This is a genomic window from Paenibacillus graminis (assembly GCF_000758705.1).
GTDB lineage: Bacteria > Bacillota > Bacilli > Paenibacillales > Paenibacillaceae > Paenibacillus_AQ > Paenibacillus_AQ graminis.
Map to the genome: position 1 here is coordinate 2,401,935 of NZ_CP009287.1, position 21,484 is coordinate 2,423,418.

10 protein-coding genes are annotated in these 21,484 nt (G+C 51.5%); 8 read left to right on the plus strand and 2 right to left on the minus strand.

Going from position 1 to position 21,484, the window contains the following annotated elements:
- The first annotated feature begins 529 nt into the window (after positions 1–529).
- Complete coding sequence (locus PGRAT_RS09710) at positions 530–8,200, plus strand: pullulanase (protein WP_042267967.1); 7,671 nt, start codon at positions 530–532, stop codon at positions 8,198–8,200.
- A 730-nt stretch (positions 8,201–8,930) separates the two neighbouring features.
- On the opposite strand, the gene PGRAT_RS09715 is transcribed toward PGRAT_RS09710, so the two are convergent.
- Positions 8,931–9,392 (minus strand): substrate-binding domain-containing protein, encoded by a 462-nt coding sequence (locus PGRAT_RS09715; protein WP_081758885.1) that lies wholly within the window; start codon positions 9,390–9,392, stop codon positions 8,931–8,933.
- 328 nt (positions 9,393–9,720) lie between these two features.
- Positions 9,721–11,466 (minus strand): alpha-glycosidase, encoded by a 1,746-nt coding sequence (locus PGRAT_RS09720; protein ID WP_025706796.1) that lies wholly within the window; start codon positions 11,464–11,466, stop codon positions 9,721–9,723.
- 815 nt (positions 11,467–12,281) lie between these two features.
- On the opposite strand from PGRAT_RS09720, the gene PGRAT_RS09725 reads away from it, so the two are divergent.
- From PGRAT_RS09725 to melA, 7 genes are all read left to right on the plus strand, one after another.
- The gene (locus PGRAT_RS09725; protein ID WP_025706795.1) at positions 12,282–13,616 is read left to right on the plus strand and encodes a sugar ABC transporter substrate-binding protein; all 1,335 of its coding nucleotides are present in this window, start codon (positions 12,282–12,284) and stop codon (positions 13,614–13,616) included.
- A 112-nt stretch (positions 13,617–13,728) separates the two neighbouring features.
- A complete protein-coding gene (locus tag PGRAT_RS09730) occupies positions 13,729–15,042 on the plus strand; it encodes a sugar ABC transporter permease (protein WP_025708504.1) in 1,314 nt (437 codons plus the stop codon).
- Positions 15,039–15,887, plus strand: a complete 849-nt coding sequence (locus tag PGRAT_RS09735) for a sugar ABC transporter permease (RefSeq protein WP_036706843.1) — start codon at positions 15,039–15,041, stop codon at positions 15,885–15,887. Before PGRAT_RS09730 ends, PGRAT_RS09735 begins: the two co-directional genes overlap by 4 nt.
- 99 nt (positions 15,888–15,986) lie before the next feature.
- Positions 15,987–18,041, plus strand: a complete 2,055-nt coding sequence (locus PGRAT_RS09740) for a methyl-accepting chemotaxis protein (RefSeq protein ID WP_042266483.1) — start codon at positions 15,987–15,989, stop codon at positions 18,039–18,041.
- 139 nt (positions 18,042–18,180) lie between these two features.
- Positions 18,181–18,711 (plus strand): GNAT family N-acetyltransferase, encoded by a 531-nt coding sequence (locus tag PGRAT_RS09745; RefSeq protein WP_025708381.1) that lies wholly within the window; start codon positions 18,181–18,183, stop codon positions 18,709–18,711.
- A gap of 123 nt (positions 18,712–18,834) precedes the next feature.
- Positions 18,835–19,776: an AraC family transcriptional regulator gene (locus PGRAT_RS09750; RefSeq protein WP_025708380.1), complete on the plus strand. Its 942-nt coding sequence runs from the start codon at positions 18,835–18,837 to the stop codon at positions 19,774–19,776.
- Between the two features lie 108 nt (positions 19,777–19,884).
- Positions 19,885–21,399 (plus strand): alpha-glucosidase/alpha-galactosidase, encoded by a 1,515-nt coding sequence (gene melA, locus PGRAT_RS09755; RefSeq protein WP_025708379.1) that lies wholly within the window; start codon positions 19,885–19,887, stop codon positions 21,397–21,399.
- Positions 21,400–21,484 lie beyond the last annotated feature (85 nt).

Sequence of the window (21,484 nt, forward strand, 5' to 3'; positions counted from 1 at the left end):
GCAGTCCCTGCACTTCTCACTGGTACATGCGATTTGGCAAGGGGAAGGGGTGCTGATGTTTCAGCCTGGAGCAAGGAAGCGGGGCATATTTGTTAAGGAAGTGCAAACGAAACAATCCGCTTTTTCTTACGCAAGATAAGGCTTATTTCAATGTTGTTATATTCTGAATCTGTGCAAACTGGTGCAAGTTGAGGGGTGTTTTTGTGCAAATCATGCCATAGGCAATATCCGGATCGCTGAAGCAGACGCTGCGCACTATTCGAAATGGAGGTTGACAACATTCCAGATACTGGATTAGTATGGTGAACAGAATAGAAAAAGCGCTTACATTTGCTGTTTTGGGCTGCCGTTTTGTATCGATTTTTGAATTGATGATATCTAATGTGGCTTTTCGTTATTTGCAAACGTTTGCGCATGAACAGGCAATTCAGAGGGCAGCACTGATTTATTCTGACGGGAGGAGGGGAACCAAGGGGAGCAGGCTTGAGTGGCTTGAGGGAAAATTTTAATTATGGGGGTATCCGCTACAATGAAATGGGCATTATGGGGCAAGAAGGCATTTTCGGTTAGTATGATTGTGGTGCTTGTATGTTCCTATTTTTCTTTTTATCCAGGCAGCGTGGTGAATGCGGCAGCGTCCAAGGTTGTGCTTGTGGGCAGCCTTCAATCGGAATTATCCACGGAAGCCGAGCCTGCGGGGGACTGGGACCCTGCTGCCAGCGTGACGGAGATGACCTACGTGGACAATGGCCTGTACAGGTTCACGGGTATCTTGCCCGCCGGTGTCTATGAGTATAAGATCGCACTGAATGGCAGCTGGGAGGAAAGCTACGGATACGGCAATTATACCAATAGCGCAGGAGTCGATAAAGACGGCAATATTCAGATATCGCTTGCCGCCGAGACCAGCGTCACCTTTTATTATAATGACCTCACGAAAAAAATTGCAGATTCCACGTACTACACACCGATTGAGGCTGATAAGCTGCCCAGGCTGACCGGCACTCTGCAAACGGAGCTTGGCGATGCTCAGGATTCCTCTCCTGCTGATGCGAAAACTACGTTGTCTGATCCGGATTTGGATGGAGTCTATGAACGGTCGGCTGAACTTCCCGCAGGGGAATATGCTTATAGAGTCTACGTTCCCGGAGATACACCGGATACGGATATGTTCTATCCTGGCGGGGAGCAGAAGCTGAACCTTCCTGCCCATTCGAAAGTCACCTTTACGTACAACGCTCAGGATCATGGGGTGAAGGCCACTTTTACCGTGCCGGCTGCTCCAGGAATAACCGTTCCTGTACCGGAGGGGCAGCTGCGTATTCATTATAGCCGGACAGCCGGGGATTATGCCGGTCAAGGACTGTGGATGTGGGATGATGTGGCTGCGCCATCCGCTAACTGGCCGGCAGGTGCAACCCCTTTTCCTGAAGGGCAAACCGATGCTTATGGCGCTTATGTCGATGTGCCGCTGAAGGCGGGAGCGAAAAAAGTCTCGTTCCTGATTGTCAACCGCAGTACAGAGGCCAAAGACGGAGGCAACAAACTGTTCACGATCAATACGCCGCAGACGAATGAGGTGTGGGTTAAGGAAGGATCGGATACCGCGACGCCGTATGAACCGGTTGTATTGCCTGCCGATACAGTCCGGGTTCATTATACGAGAACAGACAGCAATTCGGGCCAGTACGGCTTATGGCTGTGGGATGAGGTAGCCTCTGCGCCGGTAAACTGGCCGGGGGATGCTGCTCCTTTTCTTGCAGAGCATACGGACGCTTACGGTGCTTATGTGGATGTTCCGCTTAAAGCGGATGCCCAAAAAATAAGCTTCCTGGTGGTCAACCGCTCCAGCGGCGATAAAGACGGAGGCGACAAGACATTCAAGCTGCTGGACCGCTACAATCAGCTGTGGATTAAGCAGGGGGATGATCATGTATATATATCCCCGTTTGGCGAACTGCCGGTGAGCCTGGTGTCGGCGGAAATTCTCTCAACCACCAAAATCATGCTTACCTTCACGTTAACGGACGGTCTGGATGCTGCCGGGTTAAAGTCCGCCATTACAGTAACGGACAAAGAAGGCACACCCGTTCCTGTCACTGCCGCGGCCATCAAAAGCACGACTTCGGTTGAGGTGGACACCGCCGCTTTTGCGCTGGAGAAGGCTCCGCTGAGCCTAGCTTATGCCGGGAAAAATGTATCCGCTTCCGCAGGCTGGCGGATGATTGATGAGATGTACAACTACACTGGAGACGATCTGGGCGCCACCTATCACCCGGCGGACCAGTCGGCTACCTTGAAGCTGTGGGCACCAATGGCCAGCAGCGTGGTTGCGAATGTGTACAGCAAGACTAATGCCGCGCAGCAGGTGGGCCAAGTAAGCCTGACTCTAGGCGATAAAGGCGTCTGGTCGGCAGAGCTGAAGCCGTCGGATCTGAGTAAGGGTGCAGCAGCAGACGATGTGCGCGGCTATTACTATCAGTATGAGGTGACCAATAACGGCGTAACCAAGCCGGTGCTTGATCCCTATGCCAAGTCGATGGCTGTGTTCACCGTGGACACCACGGGGGCGGCAGGACCTGACGGGGATACGGTTGGGAAAGCGGCTATCGTTGACCTGAGCGGCACGAACCCGCCGGATTTCCGGGCCGGGGATATTCCCGGCTACGTGAAACGCGAGGATGCTGTTATTTACGAAGTCCATGTACGGGATTTCACCTCTGACGTATCGATTGAAAGTGAACTGGGCGGCGAGCGCTGGGGCTCGTATGCGGCTTTTGCAAAAAAGCTGGATTATCTTAAATCCCTGGGGATCACCCACATTCAACTGATGCCGGTCATGGCCTGGTACAATGGGGACGAAACGCAGATGGCCAACAGGGAGTCCGGCTATTCAACCCAAAACAATGAATACAACTGGGGGTATGATCCCCATAACTATTTCTCGCCGGATGGCGCTTATTCGGAGCAGCCTGCCGATCCCGAAGAGCGGATCAAGGAGCTGAAGGGCCTGATTGATGCAGTCCATAAGGCAGGTATGGGTGTGATTCTTGATGTCGTCTATACCCATATGGCGAAGAAAGATTTTCTGGATGATATCGTACCGAATTACTACGCTTTTCAGGATGTCAACGGAAACTTTGTCGGCGGCTTCGGCAACAATCTGGCGACCAGCCATAAGATGGCCGAGAAGCTGATGGTGGATTCGGTCAAATACTGGTTCAGCGAATATAAAATCGACGGAATGCGCTGGGACATGATGGGCGATGCCACCTCCGATGCCGTCCAGGCGGCTTATGATGCCGCTGAAGCCATCCATCCGAAGGCGCTGTTCATCGGTGAAGGCTGGAAAACCTTCGCTGGGGATGCCTCCGATCCGGCACTGGCCGGCAAAGGCGCCGATCAGGCATGGATGGACAAGACGGACAGCGTTGGCGTATTTTCCGATGAATTCCGCAATGAGCTGAAGTCCGGCTATGGCTCGGAAGGCGAGCCCCGGTTCATTACGGGCGGAGCCCGCTCTATCGCCACGATTTTTAACAATATCACAGCCCGGCCTTCGAACATTCCCGCAGATGATCCGGGTGATGTTGTACCGTACATCGAAGCCCATGACAATCTGACGCTGCATGATGTCATTGCGCAGACGATCAAGAAGGACCCGTCGATTCCTGCCAATGAGCTGGAAATTCAGAAGCGGATCCGGTTGGGCAATCTGCTGGAGATGACCTCCCAAGGCACAGCTTTCATACAGGCAGGCCAGGAGTATGGACGTACAAAGCAGTGGAAGGGAGCCGGAGTTCCTGAGCAGAAATATACAGAACTGAAGGATGCAAACGGACAGTCTTTTGGCTATTTTATTCATGATTCCTATGATTCGTCGGATGCGGTCAATAGGTTTGACTGGGCCAAAGCGACGGACGAAGTGAATTACCCGGTTCAGAATACGACAAGGGCATACACCTCCGGGCTCATTCAGCTGAGAAAATCAACCGATGCCTTCCGGCTTGGCGATCAAAGTCTGGTGGACACGAATGTCAACCTGATCACTGCACCGGAAATCAAAGCAACCGACCTGGTGATCGGCTACAAGAATAAAGCGACCGATGGAACCGGACTCTACTATGTCTTCCTGAACGGCGACAATGCTGCTAGAACTTTGACCCTTTCCGAGGATTTAACCGGAGGCCAGGTGCTTGTGGACAATGATCAAGCCGGAGTGACGGCGATTCCTGTGGACAGCCTGAGCGGCTTCACGCTGACGTCAAATTCAATTACCCTGGACCCGCTTACTGCTGTGGTTATCCGCAAGGATGCCGCCGCCGCTGTTTTGGCTTCTCTGGGGACGGACAGCACAGGATATGCGCTGCAGACCGGCGGTACACATCAGACAGCTGTAACAGCCAAATACGATGACGGCAGCGCAAGAACGGTTACGAATGCAGCAGCCTATATCTCCAGTAACCCGGCGATTGCCACGGTAACAAGCAAAGGAATGGTCAAGGCCGTTAAGCCGGGAACAGCCACAATTACAATCACTTTTGGCGGACTCTCTGCCAAGGTGAATGTAGAAGTGACCAAAGAGCCGGTAGACACCAAACGGTATGTGCAAATTACCTATGTCCGAGACGACAAGGATTACAATGACTGGAATCTCTGGGTGTGGAATACGGGCGTGAAAAACGATCAGATCGATTTCACCACCTTCAAGGATGGCAAGGCCAGTGTGCTGATAGAGGTGGCACCGAATGCGACGAGTGTCGGTTTTGTCCTCCGCAAGGGTACGGACTGGAATACCGGCAAGCAGGATTATCCGGATGACCGGGTCATTCCGCTGGCGGCGGGCGAAGCTTTTACCAAAGTGATTGTAACCAGCATGGTAAAAGAGCTTGATATCAAGCCTGCGATTGGCGGTCCGGTGATGAGGGACGGAACGATCACGTTCCGGTACAGGGATGATGCGCTGTTCCGCACAGGTCATCAGGAAGCCATCAGCGGGGTTAAGGTTAAGGTGAACGGCAAAGAGTATCCGATGGCTTATGAGGCAGCGGAGGAATGGTTCAGCTATAAGCTGAAGGATGTGCAGGAAGGGACGTACAAATATAGTTTTGTTGTAACCAAAGACGGAGTGACCGAAGAGCTGACTGACCCGAAAAACACCGTGAACGGTGAATCCGTTGTCGTCTATCATATCCCGGAAGTTACGATTACTGCAGCAGTTCAGCCGGAGGCCATCGCCTCCAATGAGAATGCAGTGGTTACGGTAAAAGCCGCTTCCGAGGAAAAAGTATCTTACGTGGATGGTTATATGGATCTGTCCGCCCTTGGCGGACCGGAAGCAGTGAAGCTGGATACAGAGCTCATGCAGCAGACGGTTGCAGTGAAGAACAGCGTGCCGGCAGGAATAAAAAGCATTCCAATTACTCTGCTGGATGAATATGGAAATACGCACAAAGGGACTGCACGGGTTGAAGTGAAGGCGAGAACGTATACGGGCGGCCCGCTTGATTTTGATTGGGATGAAGCGCGGATCTACTTCGCTCTTACGGACCGGTTCAAGGATGGGGATGCTGCGAACAATGCGGACGTTGATACAACCCACCTGGAAGCCTATCACGGCGGGGATTTCCGCGGGATGATCGACAGTCTCGATTATCTTCAGAAGCTGGGGATCAATACCCTGTGGATTAGCCCGGTTGTGGACAATATCGATTTCAACAAAGGTGCCGGTTTCGGCGGTACGCAGTATGGCTACCATGGCTATTGGGCCAAGGATTTCACTCAGCTGGATGAGCATCTGGGCGACATGGCAACCTTCAAAGAGCTGATTGAGAAAGCCCATGACAAAGGCATCAAGATTATGGTGGATGTTGTGCTGAATCATGCCGGCTACGGCCTGAAGGCAGAAGACAATTATCCGGGTGTTTCGGCTGAGGATAAGGCGCGTTTTGTCGGTATGCTCCGCGAGGATGGCGTATCCGCTGATACGGACCCGATCAAGGGTGAGCTGGCAGGCCTGCCCGATTTCAAAACCGAAGATCCGGCGGTCCGCAAGACCCTTATCGACTGGCAAACCGGCTGGCTCGACAACGCACGGACGGAGCGCGGAGACACGATTGACTATTTCCGTGTGGACACCGTGAAGCATGTGGACAGCACCACCTGGAAAGCGTTCAAAAATGCGCTGACCGCCATTGATCCAGCCTTCAAGCTGACGGGGGAATATTTTGGCGGCACGCTGGACAATGACGGCGGCAACCTGCACTCCGGCCAGATGGACGGTCTGCTGGATTTCGGCTTCAAGAACGCCGCGAAGGATTTTACAGACGGCAAAATCTCGGTTGTGGATACGTATCTGCAACACCGGGAAGCCCAGATGGACAACACCGGGATGATGGCTCAGTTCCTGAGCAGCCACGACGAGAACGGCTTCCTGTCTAATTATGTGGATGGAGACAAGGACAAGCTGAAGATTGCTGCCGCCTTGCAAATTACGGCAAAGGGACAGCCGGTTATTTACTACGGGGAAGAGCTGGGACGTTCCGGTGCCAATTCCGGGGACTTGTCCAAAGGAGAGTTCAGCGAGAACCGCGGGGATATGCCATGGGATCAGCTGGGTGCAGAACAGGGGCTTCACGATCACTATCAGAAGCTGCTGAATATCCGCGCCAAGTACTCCCAAATATATTCCAAAGGTATCCGTACCAAGCTGGCAGGCTCCGATGAGCTGGGATATCTGGCTTTTGACAAGCAGTATGACGGAGCAAATATTGTGACCGCTATCAATACAAAGGCTGAGGCGGTATCGGTAAGCCTTCCGGTCCCTTTTGCCGCACAGGCTGTGGTTGTGGATGAATACAGCGGCAAAACCTATACGGTATCAGGGGATCAGAAAGTGACAGTTGAACTGCCGGGCAGGGGTGACGGGGGAACGGTTATACTGGCCGTTGTTCCTAAAGTGACGCCTACGCCGGCCCCGACGCCATCGCCAACACCAACGCCGGAACCTGCGGGCGGGTCCGGTTCGAATCCGGTGATTGTGGCAACAGCTGCCCCTGCTGCTGATACGCAGCTTATCAGCGGGGACAGTCTGAAGAACGGCAAGGATGGCAAAGTCACAGTGGAACTCGCTTCTGGCAAGCAAGCGGTGCTCCTTCCGCTTCAGGCCGCGGCCATGCTGGGGACAAATGATCTGGTGCTCACTATGCGGGGTCTATCCATAACGCTGCCTGCCCAGGTTCTGCGCACCATTCAGGGAACCTTAACTGGAGCAGATGCAGAAGGTGCGCAGATTCTATTGGGCGCAGTACCGCTTACAAGCAATGCGGCGAGCGCGCTGCTTGCGGGTATTAGCAAGGACAACATGTCGGCAGCTGCGGCATCGGACCTCTATGAGTTTAGACTTGAAATTATCCGCAAGGACGGTAAGAAGATCCCCGTGACCTCGTTCGCAGAACCGGTCAAGCTGGCCTTCCAGCTTAAAGGGAACCCCGACAAGGAACTGCTTGGTGTCTACTATTTGGAGGACAACAGTTCACTACAGTATGTTGGGGGATCGCAGCAAGGGGATGTCATTACAGCCGGGGTAACACATTTCAGCAAATATGCAGCGCTTGTAATCAATAAAGTCTACTCAGATGTTCCGGCTGCCTATTGGGCAGAATCAGCGATTAAGTCACTTAGCGCGAAGCAGGTGATTACAGGTGTTACGGCATCCGAGTTCAAGCCCGGGAACCCTGTCACCCGTGCGGAATTCACCTCACTCCTTATGCGTTCGCTTAGCCTTCAGGCCCAAGGGCAGGCCGCATTGAAGGATGTGAAAGAGGAAGAACAGAGTGGATTCACGGATGTGAGGGCAGATGCCTGGTATGCTTCCTATGTGTCGGCTGCAGTCCGTCAGGGGATTGTGGCTGGACGCACCAGGGACTTGTTCGTTCCGGATGCAGTGATCAGCCGTAAGGAAATGGCCGTCATGATCATCCGGGCGCTGGAGATGAAGCAAGGCAAGAAGCTTGACCCGGTCAATGGCGGATTGCGGTTTGCCGATGCTTCCAGCATCAGCTCGTGGGCTGCACCATATGTGAGTGCCGCAGCAGAGCAGGGACTTCTGCAGGGCAGAGCAGGCAACAAGTTCGCACCGGAAGCTTGGATGACCCGGGCCGAAGCTGCCCAGGTAATATATAGATTGCTTGGGAAGTAGGTCGTTCGGGAGGCCTCAAGAGCTGAGGAAATCAACAGGAGTACAGCAGCAGTGGATCAACAGGAGAAAGCAGCAAGTGGATCAGTAGAGTAATATAGCAAAGTACAGCAACAGGAGTGGGTTAGCAAAGTAATATAGCAAAGTACAGCAACAGGAGTGGATTAGCAAAGTAAATAAAGACTACCCAAAGGGCACTCTTCCCAGTGAAGAGTGCCCTTTGGGTGTTGGAAGATAAGTCCCTTCATCTTGAAACCTCAGAAGTTAAGTGGAAAAAGTAAAACTAATTGGCCGAGAACCCCGCCGCAACAAGGTTTAGTGGGAATTTGCCCACTTCATTCAAGACATTTCACCTCATTTGGCTGGTTATGGCCGAATTAGTGGTACTTTTTCCCGCTAATGGTGCTCCAGGAGCCGGTCAGGCCGAAAATAGTGATACTTTTTCCCGCTAATGTTCTCCAGAGCCGCCAGGTGAGATTAGTGGTCCTTATTACTGCGGATATCACGAAATTCAGCGGATAAGGTGGAGGTCCATGGGAGGCGCTATCGTACTATGGCGTTAAGGCGTTATCGTGGTTATGGAGCAAGGGCGAGCCGTCGGCAGCATAGCAGTAAAGGCGAAGATAAGCGAAGACAGGCCTGCGGGTTGCCGCAAGGCTGTTCCGGTTCCTTTTTTAATACATACGGAATATTCCATAGTCTTACCGATGAATTGCAGTGAATCAGCGCCGAGTTATGGGGATTTAAGCCGCTTGCAGGAGGATCGCTCCATAAAAAGGGTATCGATTTTAATTTTTGCGCTCACGGCTGAGCTAGTGTGAAAAGGTGAAGTCAAGAGGTCAACGGCCCATTGCGCCATTTGCTGTTTTTCTACGTGAACGGTGGTCAGCTCCGGCGTCTGAATGAGAGATTCGTTGATATTATCGAATCCGACGGCCGATACATCCTCTGGAAATGAGAAGCCTAGTTCAGCGAGTGCCCTCATGGTGCTGATGGCTATATAATCACATCCACAGAAGAAAGCGGTAGGAAACGGCTGTCCATTATCCATTAATTTGTGCAATTTTTCCCTTAAGGGTAACTGGGAAGAGAACAGGGTTGGAGGCACAGCCAGAATGTTGCTTTTGGAAATCTCCAAATGATGCTCAGCCAACGCAGACAAAACCCCCCGCTTGCGCTCATCGAAGTTGTGAATCCGTTGTCTGCAATCTCATTTCATACATTGTCTGAACACGGGCGAGGAATTTCAGACGAGCGGAGAAGACAACTTAAAAACGCTGGAGCTTGTATTTGAAACTTACAGGAACGCAAAAGAACATAGGGTCATTCATTTTTGACAGCCGATAGACACACTGCCCTGAAATCATATGGCTTGGTGGATATCGACACAATGATGGACTTCCGGGCAAGGTCGTATATGCAGATCAAAAAAGAACCTGATAAGAGCTCATCAGGTTCTGGTTTTTTTTGAATTTAAAAGCGGGACAAGTCAGATTGGTTACTCTTATAGCTGTCTTGTGCTGTTACAGCAACGCTTTGAGCACCGCATAGCCGTATGCGGGCAGCTTGATCGACAGTTTGCTGCGTTCGGCGCGCACGGTGTCGCCGGTAAACAGGTTCTCCCAGTTGCGGTCTTCTACATCAAGGGAGAAGGTTTGCGCCGTTTCCTCTGTGTTGACAAGCACCAGGATGATATTATCGCCCAGACGGCGTTCGTAGGCGAGCTTGCTTCCCTGCGGTCCGGCTTCCAGGAAGGTAAAGGTGCCAGTGCGGAGCGCAGGATGGCTGCTGCGGATTTCAATCAGCTTGCGGTAATAGCTGAACAGGTCCAGATCCTGATTTTCCGGGTTCCATTCCATGCATTTGCGGCAGCCCGGATCGCCTTCGCCGTCCATGCCGATTTCGTCACCGTAATAAATGCAAGGTGTGCCCATGAAGGTGAACTGGAACAATGCGGCAAGCTTTTGCTTATTTTTGTCCCCTTCAGCCAGAGTCAAAAGACGCGGCGTATCATGGCTGTCCAGCAGGTTGAAGGCTACTTCGCTGGCTTGCAGCGGGTAGCGGGAGAGCTGTTTGCCAATAGCGTTGGCGAAGCCTTCGGCATCCAGTGTGCCATAGATAAAAAAGTCGAGCACGGCATCGGTGAAGGGATAATTCATGACCGCATCGAATTTGTCGCCTTCCAGCCAAGGTGATGATTCATGCCAGATTTCGCCCAGAATATAGGCATCCGGATTCGCACGCTTGACAACCTTGCGGAAATCACGCCAGAACTCAAGATCTACCTCGTTGGCAACATCGAGCCGCCAGCCGTCAATGCCTACCTCGGTGATCCAGTATTCTGCAACCTTCAGTAAATATTCTTTTACAGCGGAATTCTCGGTGTTCAGCTTCGGCATTAAGGGCTCGAAGGCAAAAGCATCATAAGTCGGAATATTATCCACTACCTGCAGCGGAAACTCACGGACATGGAACCAGTCTTTGAAGGGGGAAGCTTCACCCTTTTCGAGTACATCCACAAATGGGGCAAAGGTCCGGCCCGAATGGTTGAACACTGCATCCAGCAGCACGCGGATTCCGCGTTCATGGCAGGCGGCGACCAGCTTTTTCAGCGTCTCTACATCACCAAAATGAGGATCGACCGACATATAGTCTTCCGTATCGTATTTGTGGTTGGTGGTCGCGGTGAAGATCGGGGTGAAGTAGATGCCGGTAATGCCGAGCTCGCTCAAATGATCCAGATGGTCAATGACCCCTTGCAGGTCGCCGCCGAAAAAGTTCTCCGGTGTAGGCGTTCCGCCCCAAGGCTGCACATCGGCCGGATTCCGGCCGGGATCGCCATTTGCAAACCGCTCAGGGAAAATTTGATAAAAGACAGCGTCCTTCACCCAAGCGGGTGGAGTAAAAACATCACCACGGTTTATGTACGGGAATTCAAACAGCCGGTTGGGATTCGCCGGACGCTCAGTCACAAACTCACTTTCCGTCATCCAAATGCGTTCATGCCCTTTTTGCAGCAGAAATCCATATTTCAGGCGCCGGTACGGGGGCACCGAAGAGCATTCCCAATAATCGAACATAGCATCCGAGGTGAAAAGCGTCATCGGAATCAGCTCTTTGGTAGCATCCCAGGCATATTTGTCTCCGGCCCAGGCGAAAACCTCGGTTAAATCCCCTTTTTTGGCGCGCAGGCGCAGATGAATCGTCTCGTGATCATAGGCATAAGACCAGTTTAACCGCGGGCGATGATAGACAGCTTCCAGTAACATTAAATAATTCCTCCTAAAAGTTTTGTGAGCGTACACATCCTCGGCCTGCTGCGTGCAAAACTCGCTTCGGAAGCATACGCTTAAGTTTTGTGAGCATAAGCAGCCAGAACAGGACTGAACAAACGGACTTCGGCAGCATTGGCGGCAGAGGCGGATGTGCCTTGTTGCACAATTAATGTGCCTTAGTTGCACTGATGGGCGCATTCTCTATCCGCAACAAAAAAAGGCACAACTGACAACGGTAGCTTGTCCGAGGTTGTACCTTTTTGAAGTTACATTGCCTTTTAGTTGTTTGCGGTGATGTCTGTGCAGCAGATGAGGCTGCTTATAATGTTTTGGATTATAGCATGGAATAATTAGGGGTTCAATACTTTAGTTCAAACCATTGCACAAAATTTTAGGAGACGGAAAACCGGTTTTTCTACAGGATAAATAACCAATAAAATCTAATAATATCCATTAAAATGAAATAAAAGGATAATAAGAAAGCTTACTCCAGATTTGTGGGAATGATTCGTTGTAAACCAGTAAGAATAGGAGCTTTCTTTTGAAAAAGGGAGGAAAACCGGTTTCCCTTCAGAAAATTGGGCAAATATGATTGAATACACTATGTGCAAACGTTTTTACAATTAAGATTACTGTTGTATTATGAAATAGAGGAATGAAGCGCTTTCTGGAACTTGCCGAAGCGTATTATAGACGGGGAACAAATAAATACATACATTTTTTTTGAAACCCCTGAAATCGTTTGCGCAAGATCTGAAGCAACATCGTAAGCGCAAAGCAAGATACACAAATTAGGAGGGGTTAAGTCAATGGAATTGAAAAAGCTTATGGTTCTCACCGCAGCATTCTCTATGGCAGCGTCCATTACAGCGTGCAGCTCTAACAACAACGGCAATAATGGGAAAAATGCTTCGGCAACCACAGCACCGGCAGATAATGCAACAGCAACTAATGCTGCGAACAGCGGCAACGCTTCGGCAGCAGGCGACATTAAACCGGAAGAGGGCGCATCGCTGCTCGTATGGGAGAGTAAAGAAGAGAGACCGTTTGCCGAGGAAATGGCCAAACAATTTACAGCTAAATATAACGTTCCAGTGAAAATTGAAGAGGTGGCACCGCCGGATCAGGTAGGCAAACTTACGCAGGATGGCCCATCCGGCCTGGCAGCAGATGTTGTGCTGATCCCGCATGACAATCTGGGCAAAGCCGTAAGCGCGAGCCTGCTGCTTCCAAACGATATTTTTGCCGAGCAGACTAAAGCTAACAACACGGAGGCTTCCATCGTAGGCTCCTCCTACGACGGCGAGCTGTACGGGTACCCAAGAGCGGCCGAAACCTATGCCCTCTACTACAATAAATCACTGGTCAAGGAAGCGCCTAAAACCTTTGATGACGTAATTACCTTCGGCAAAACGTTCACAGACAAAGCCAAAAACAAATACGGAATTATGTGGGAAGTCGGCAACATGTACTTTGGTTATCCCTTCATCGCCACTACGGGCGGCTATCTGTTCGGCAAAGACGGCACAGACAAAGACGATATCGGCCTGAACAATGAGGGTGCGATTGAAGGGCTGAAAACTTACGCCAAATTGAAAGAAATACTGCCAATCAAGAGCGGTGATATCAATGCGGACATTAAGCGCAGCTTGTTCAGCTCGGGCGATGTTGCCATGGATATGACAGGTCCTTGGGAGCTTGCAGCCTACAAGCAAGCGCTTGGCGATAATCTGGGGGTCACTCCAGTGCCTACGATTGACGGCAAAACAGCCATTACGTTCTCCGGCATCAAGATATTCGGTGTCAATGCCTACACGCAATATCCGAATGCAGCAAAACTGTATGCTGAATTTGCTTCAAGTAAGGAGTCCCAGCTTGAGCTCAATAAACTGGTTGGTTCAATTCCAACCAATAACGAAGCACTGAAGGATCCGCAAATTACGGGCGATCCGTATATCTCGGTTTTTGCTGAGCAGGCCAAGAACTCTCAGCCAATGCCGTCCATCCCTGCAATGGGCAATGTATGGAGTCCTGTGAACGCAGCCCTTCCGGAAATCTGGGATAACAATGCAGATCCTAAAGCGGCTATGGACAAAGCAGTACAGCAAATCAAAGACCTCAATAACGGTGCAACTGCGAAGTAACAGCAGTTTGTCAACAGCAAAACAATAGCATACAGTGGAATTCACTCGCCCGCCGCTCCGGGTAGCGGCGGGCAGTTCCTGAATTCCGCGCGGAGAGGAGAACGGAAGGGAAATGCAGCGACACCGCAGCAGAGCCGCAATACTGTCGACCATCTTTATGGGATTGGGACAAATATATAACCGCCAATTCATTAAAGGGCTTATTTTTATAGCTGTAGAGGCTGGAGCTCTGGTCTATTTCATTGCTAATTTGGGTAGGGCCTTCTGGGGTATTACTTCACTGGGGGATACACCCAGCCATCTGGAGAAAGTAAAAGGGATCACCAAAATGGTGCCCGGAGATCATTCCATCGTTATTTTGATTCAAAGCTTGATTACCTTAATGTTTTTTGTATTATTCCTGATTGCCTGGTTTATGAATATTAGGGATGCCCATAAAACCGGAGAAGAACGCGAAACTGGTCGTCCTTCGAATACATTCAAACAGTCCGTACGCTACGTTTTGGATTATAAATTTGCCCAGAGCTTTTTGCTGCTTCCGGGAATCGGTATTTTGTTCTTCACAATCATGCCGATTATCTTTATGATCATGTTGGCCTTTACGAACTTTGCCGCACCCGACCACATCCCGCCGGCGAGGCTGGTGGACTGGGTAGGTTTTGAAACCTTCCGTAATCTGCTGGTCCTTAAATCTTGGAGCCATACCTTTTACGGGGTACTTACCTGGACGATCGTCTGGGCGGTTTTATCAACTATAACTACTTACTTCGGCGGGATGCTCGTTGCCCTGCTGATCAACCAAAAAGGTATCCGCTTCAAGGGTCTGTGGAGACTGATTCTAATTGTGCCGTATGCCATTCCGCAGATGATTTCACTGCTGCTGATGCGCAACCTGTTCAACGGGCAGTTTGGCCCGATCAACCAGTATCTCGGCTATTTCGGGCTGGGGGGTCTGCCTTGGCTGACCGATCCGTTCTGGGCCAAGGTTACCGTTATTATGGTTAACATGTGGGTAGGTATTCCGGTATCCATGCTGCTGATTATGGGTGTGCTGACTACAATCCCGCGTGATATGTACGAAGCAGCCGAAGTGGACGGGGCGACCAATTATCAAAAGTTCCGCATTGTTACACTTCCAATGATCTTGTTCTCTACTGCACCTACGCTGATTATGCAATTTGCCGGCAATATCAACAACTTTAATGCCATCTACCTTCTGACTCAGGGAAATCCGGTCAACGGGAATTACCAGTATGCCGGATCAACGGACTTGCTGGTAACATGGCTGTACAAGCTGACGCTGGATCAGAACAAAAATAATATGGCTTCCGCGATAGGCATTATACTCTTCATCATTGTAGCCGGGTTCTCCCTGTACAATTACCGCCGGACCAAGTCATTCAAAGAGGAGGACATGATTCAATGATCATCGGACGCAAGCTTGCGAACTTTTTTCGCCTCAGCTTTAGTTACATTATTCTGATTGGGCTCGCGGTTGCTGCGATCTATCCGGCGCTCTGGATATTGTTGTCATCCTTCCGGCCGGGTAAGTCATTGTACAGCAAGACGCTGATTCCTGAACATTTTACTCTGGACCACTATAAGGAACTGTTCACTTCACCGGTGTATATGTTCGGGACCTGGTATGCGAATACACTTAAGATCGCCGTATTTTCTATGCTGATCGGTGTGGTACTGACCCTGCTGACCAGTTACGCGCTATCCAGATTCCGCTTCAAAACCCGCAAGACTACCATGTCGGTACTGCTCATTCTCGGGATGTTCCCGGGCTTCATGAGTATGATTGCGATTTACCTGCTGCTCAATCAGTTCAATCTGCTGGATAAGCATCTGGCGCTGATTATCGTCTATGCGGCAGGAGCACCGCTTGGCGGCACATTGATCGCCAAAGGCTTCCTGGATACCATCCCGCGTTCACTGGATGAAGCGGCACGGATTGACGGAGCCAGCAACTTCGGGATCTTTGCCCGGATTATTCTTCCGCTCTCCCGGCCGATGATTACCTATATGGCGCTCACGCAATTTGTTGGCCCATGGGTGGATTTCATCTTTGCCAAGCTGATATTGCGGACCAAGGATAACTGGACGGTCGCTGTCGGGATGTGGGATATGGTCAATACCATGCAGAATTCCAATTTTACCTTGTTCGCAGCGGGGGCTGTGCTGATTTCCGTCCCAATTATGATTCTGTTCGCCTTCCTGCAGCGGCTGCTCGTGGACGGTTTGACTGCGGGTGCCAGCAAAGGATAGTTGTTTTGCCTGCTTTATGAATCGCAGAAACACAGGGTACAGCCTTTATGTTGATATTAAGGGCTGTACCTTTATTTTGTCATGAGGAGAGAGTGTGTAATGAAACAGCCGCGTAACTCGCGATTTAGATCGGTAGGCATGAAGCTGTTCGTCATTTTGTTCTGTACCATTGTGCTGCTGTCCTCTGTCCTGGGCCTGACCTCCTATTATGCCGCCAAAGGCATTATCACGGATCAGGTGGCTGCAGCTTCCTCCCAGTCTATAGTGCAGGCAGCAGACAAGCTGGACTTTTTATTTGCCGAGTACGAAGCGCTCTCCCGGCAGTTTGCTGTGGATTCCATTCTAAAGGCAGATATGGAAACGGTGAACCGCCCCGGAGCCGGGACCGTCGACAAAGCGGCGGCTGAGGACCGCATCCGCCGCAAGCTGGACTCGGTCAAAGGCTCCGACGAACGGCTCCTGGGCATCCGTCTGGTGTCAAAAAGCCTGGTGGATGCTGACTCTTACAAGTCGACGGGCATCAGCTCCGTCCGCAGCGCTGAAGGCATCCAGACAAGAGTGAAGCAGCTTGATGAAGCCAAGGGCAACCCGGTCTGGTTCCCGGTGCGGGCCAAAGGTTTCTTTGATGTGTATGACCAATCCTCGCTGACAATGGGCCGTTTGCTGCGGAATATACAGCATCCCGAAGCGGAGTATTACATGCTGATCGAGATCAAGGGTCAAGCGCTTACGGATATCCTCTCCAATCTGCATATTGGGCTCACGGGGGAAATCCGGATTCTGGACCCGTCGGGAAACATTGTATATGGAGCGGATAACAAGCTGCTCGGCGAACCCTCATACATCCATCCGGCAGCAAAGCCGGCGGAGGGAGAACGGCAGTCGTTTACCGCCAGCAATGAGCAGGGCACCTCTCAGCTTGTGGTCTATCAGCCGCTGGATACGGCCAAGTGGACGCTGATGGGTTATGCCCCGGTCAGTGATTTCACGAAATCAGCTGACCGTCTGCTCTACATAACGCTTTCAGTTGTCCTCGCGGCGGCAGTGATTGCAGTGGTCATCGGCTACGTTCTGGTTCGTCTGATCGGCCGTCCGCTGGGCAAGCTCGCCGGGCTGATGGAGGAAGGGGAGCAGGGCAATCTTCAGGTGCGTACCCATTTCAAAGGCCGGGATGAGATTGGGCGGCTGGGACATAGCTTCAACAAGATGATGGAACAGATTTCGCTGCTGGCAGGACAGAGCAGCCGTTCGGCGGCCCAGGTGCTGGCTACCTCGGAGCAGCTGGTGAATGCGTCCAGTGTGACCTCTGCTCATGCGAGAGAGGTGGCTGCAGCTACGGGAGAAATAGCCCATGGTGCGGCCAGTCTGGCTCTGGAAGCAGAGAACAGCAACCGCAACGTGGAGAGGATGAACCTCCAGATCACGAAAGTGCAGGAGACCAACAGGGCCATGGACGCTTCGGCGGAGAAGGTGATCACGGTCAGCGACCAGGGAGCAGAGCTGATGAAGACACTGGTGGCCCAGAGTGAATCAACTGTGCAGATGATGGAGTTGATTCAGGAGAACTCCATGAGGCTGCGTGAGAGCACACATTTGATCCGCAGCATCCTGACCCCGATGGTTGCCGTGAACAAACAGACGAATATCCTGGCGCTTAATGCTTCCATAGAAGCTGTTAGAGCCGGGGCGGCCGGAAGAGGTTTTGTTGTGATCGCCAATGAGATCAGAGGGCTGGCTGACGAGTCCAACCAATCGATTGCTATGGTATCGAAGATTACTGAAGAGATTAGCAGCCGGATTGAAAATACAGTCCAGGTGGTGGGCGATACGGCTCCGCTCTTTCGGGAGCAGATTTCCTCCGTGCGGGAATCTTCCAGTATATTTGAAGGGGTCCGTGAGGAGATGGAGCAGTTCATCGGCTATTTGAATGAATCGTCGGCGTCCATCACGGAGCTGATGGAGTACCAGCAGCAGCTGGGCGAATCCATGGCCAGTGTCCATGCGGTTGTGCAGCAGACCAGTGCTTCCACCGAGGAAGTTGCCTCCATGTCCTCGCAGCAGTTCACGGTCAGCGAGGAACTGGTTGCGCTGTCCGGCAAGCTGGAAAAGCTAGCGGAGGAATTGAAGCAGTCGCTGGTTTCCTTTCACGGATAGGGCGGATAAGCCACAGCGCGTAGATAAATCCTATAAGTTTTTGTATAATGAAACTTACTTCATATAATGAAGGGACTGAATTATGCGCAGATATCAATATTTTAAACCTGACTATTAAAATTTAATGGAGGTAAAAGTATTGATTACAGAATTGCACACAGAACGTTTACATTTGAGAAAAATGAAGGTATCGGATTCATCAAGCTTGTTTAAAATTTGGTCTGATCCGGCAGTTACCAAGTTTATGAATGTTAGTTGTTTTACTAATGAAAATCAGGCAAAAGCAATGATTAATCTCCTCGATAACCTTTATCAGGAGGGCAAAGCTATCCGGTTCTCCATAATTAAAACTGAATCCAATGAAATCATTGGGTCTTGTGGTTATAATTCCTTGGATTTTGAAAATGCTAAAGCAGAAATTGGTTACGACATTGCCAAATCATTTTGGGGAAGAGGATATGCTTCAGAAGCTATCCGTTCTTTGTTAGATTATGCATTCTCAACTTTAAATTTGAATCGGATCGAAGCAAAGGTTGAACCCGGAAATGCGAATTCAATCAAACTTTTACAAAAGCTGGACTTTACGTTTGAAGGAAGCCTTAGACAATGTGAAAGAGTAGACGGAACGTTTAAGGATCTCAGTATCTATTCAAGATTAAGATCGGATTGATTTACCCGGATAACAATAAATCTCTGGTTCAGCCTCTGCGGCCGGCAATCGGCAGCGCAGAGGCTTTTGTCTATAACATAGGCCCAGGGCACTCTTGGGAAGGAGGGGTTAAGCTTGGCGGAACTGAACGGAAGCCTGTTTCAGCAGGCTTTGCTGGACGGAGAGTATGGGCCGCATTTTTTTGCCTACTATTATAAACAGTGGAATCCATATACGATGGCGTACCATCAGCATAATTCAACGGAGATTATGTACCTGATCTCGGGGAGCTGTGTAGTCGAAGTGCGGCAGAGCGAGAATGAGGAGGAACGCTTTCGCCTGAAGCGGGGAGAGCTGATCATGCTTGATGCCAATGTGCCGCACCGGCTGATCGTGGAAGAAGGAACATCCTGCCGGATGCTGAATGTGGAATTCGGCTTCACGGCAGCTGCCGGAGCGGTTCCTTCCATCGCCAGGCTGGCTGAAGCGGAGGCTGGCCTGGCCGGGCTGCTGCGGGAGCCCTTCAGGAGTCTGGTGCTGCCGGACCCGGAAGAAGTATTTCATGTGCTGAAATCGCTGGTACTGGAGTTGGACCAGCATGGCGTAGAAGGGGAAGGACAGGGGAAGGAGCGGGGAAGCATAATGATCGGGCTGCTGTTCTCCGAGCTGCTGCTGCGCCTCGCCAGACTGCGCCGGGAACAGCTGGAGGCCAGCCAGCAGCCGGCACAGCTCTACGTGCGGCGTGCAGTTGAATTTCTCCATCAGAACTATGACCGCAGTATACAGGTCAAAGAGATTGCCGCCGAGGTGAGCCTGCATCCCGGCTATTTGCACCGGATCTTCCGCGCGCATACGGGCCGGACACTGACCGACTACCTGAATATGCTGCGGATGGAGAAAGCCAGAATGCTGCTGGGACAGAGCGAGATTCCCGTTGCGGAAATTGCCGACTATGTGGGGATCAGCAGCAGGCAGTATTTTCACCTCCTGTTCAGGAAGTATACGGGCTGTACTCCTGTGGAGTACCGTAATTCGCTGGAACGTTTTTCGTGGAGCGATGCCCAGCCGGACATCCGGGACAGGTGAGGATTGTTGACAGTTGACCGGTAAAGTGGTCATGATATTGATAACGCTTCCCGCCTCCTCCTTGCTACAATGGACAGGTAGAAATCATACATTGGGAGGAAGATGGCGATGTCTTTTAAAGTAGCTTTTATCGGGGCGGGCAGCATTGGCTTTACCCGCGGTTTACTGCGTGACCTGCTGACTGTACCGGAATTTAAGGAGATTGAAGTCTCTTTTATGGATATTAATCCTCATAATCTGCAGATGGTCACCGAGCTGTGCCAGCGGGATATCCGGGAGAATGGCCTCAAGATTGTGATCTCGGCTACGACGGACCGCAAAGAAGCGCTCAAGGATGCCAAGTACGTATTTTGCACAATCCGTATGGGCGGATTGGAGGCTTTTGCGACCGATGTGGATATTCCGCTGAAGTATGGTGTGGACCAGTGTGTGGGCGACACCTTATGTGCAGGCGGCATTATGTACGGGCAGCGCGGGATTGCCGAGATGCTGGAGATTTGCCGTGACATCAGAGAGGCGGCTGCGCCGGATGTGCTCCTGCTTAATTACTCGAATCCAATGGCCATGCTGACCTGGGCCTGCAACAAATACGGCGGTGTGCGGACCATCGGGCTCTGCCACGGAGTCCAGCATGGACATCACCAGATTGCCGAGGTCTATGGACTGGAGAAATCCGAGGTGGATATCATTTGTGCCGGGATCAATCACCAGACCTGGTATATCTCCGCGAAGCATAAGGGCAGGGATCTGACCGGAGGGCTGCTTGAAGCTTTTGAAAAGCACCCGGAATTCAGCCGGACGGAAAAGGTGCGGATTGATATGCTGCGCCGCTTCGGCTATTACAGCACCGAGTCCAACGGCCACTTGAGTGAATATGTGCCGTGGTACCGCAAGCGCAGCGGTGAAATCATGGACTGGATTGATCTGGGCAGCTGGATTAATGGAGAAACCGGAGGCTACTTGCGGGTCTGCACGGAGGGGCGCAACTGGTTCGAGACCGATTTTCCCAATTGGATGAAGGACCCGGCGCTGGAATACACGGCTGAGCACCGGGGCGAGGAGCACGGCTCCTATATAATTGAAGGGCTGGAGACAGGCAGAGTGTACAGGGGCCACTTTAATACCGTCAATAACGGGATTATTACCAATCTGCCGGACGATGCCATTATTGAAGCGCCGGGCTATGCCGATCATAACGGCATCTCCATGCCGCTGGTCGGCGAACTGCCGCTGGGTCCTGCTGCAGTGTGCAGTGTCAGCATTTCCGTGCAGCGTCTCGCTGTCGAGGCTGCTGTGCATGGCGATGACCAGCTGCTGCGCCAGGCCTTCATGATGGACCCGCTCGTCGGAGCGGTCTGCAATCCGAAGGAGATCTGGCAGATGGTGGATGAGATGCTGGTGGCAGGTGAAGCTTGGCTGCCGCAGTACAGTGCGGCGATTGCCGAAGCGAAGGTGCGTCTGGCTTCAGGCGGCCTCATACCGACACTGGCCGGCAATGCCGGGGCAGCCCGGCTGAAGGTGAAGTCCGTGGACGAGATGATGCAGGACCGGGAAGCGGCCAACAAGAACGCCGGCGAGTCTGACAAAGGCAAGGACCGGGAGAAGGTAAGCTCCGTAGATTGAACTTAATTATAACGATATCATACTGGATACCGAAGATGTGATGTAAGCGGGCTGAATATTTGCTGTATGCCAAGAACCCCTATCC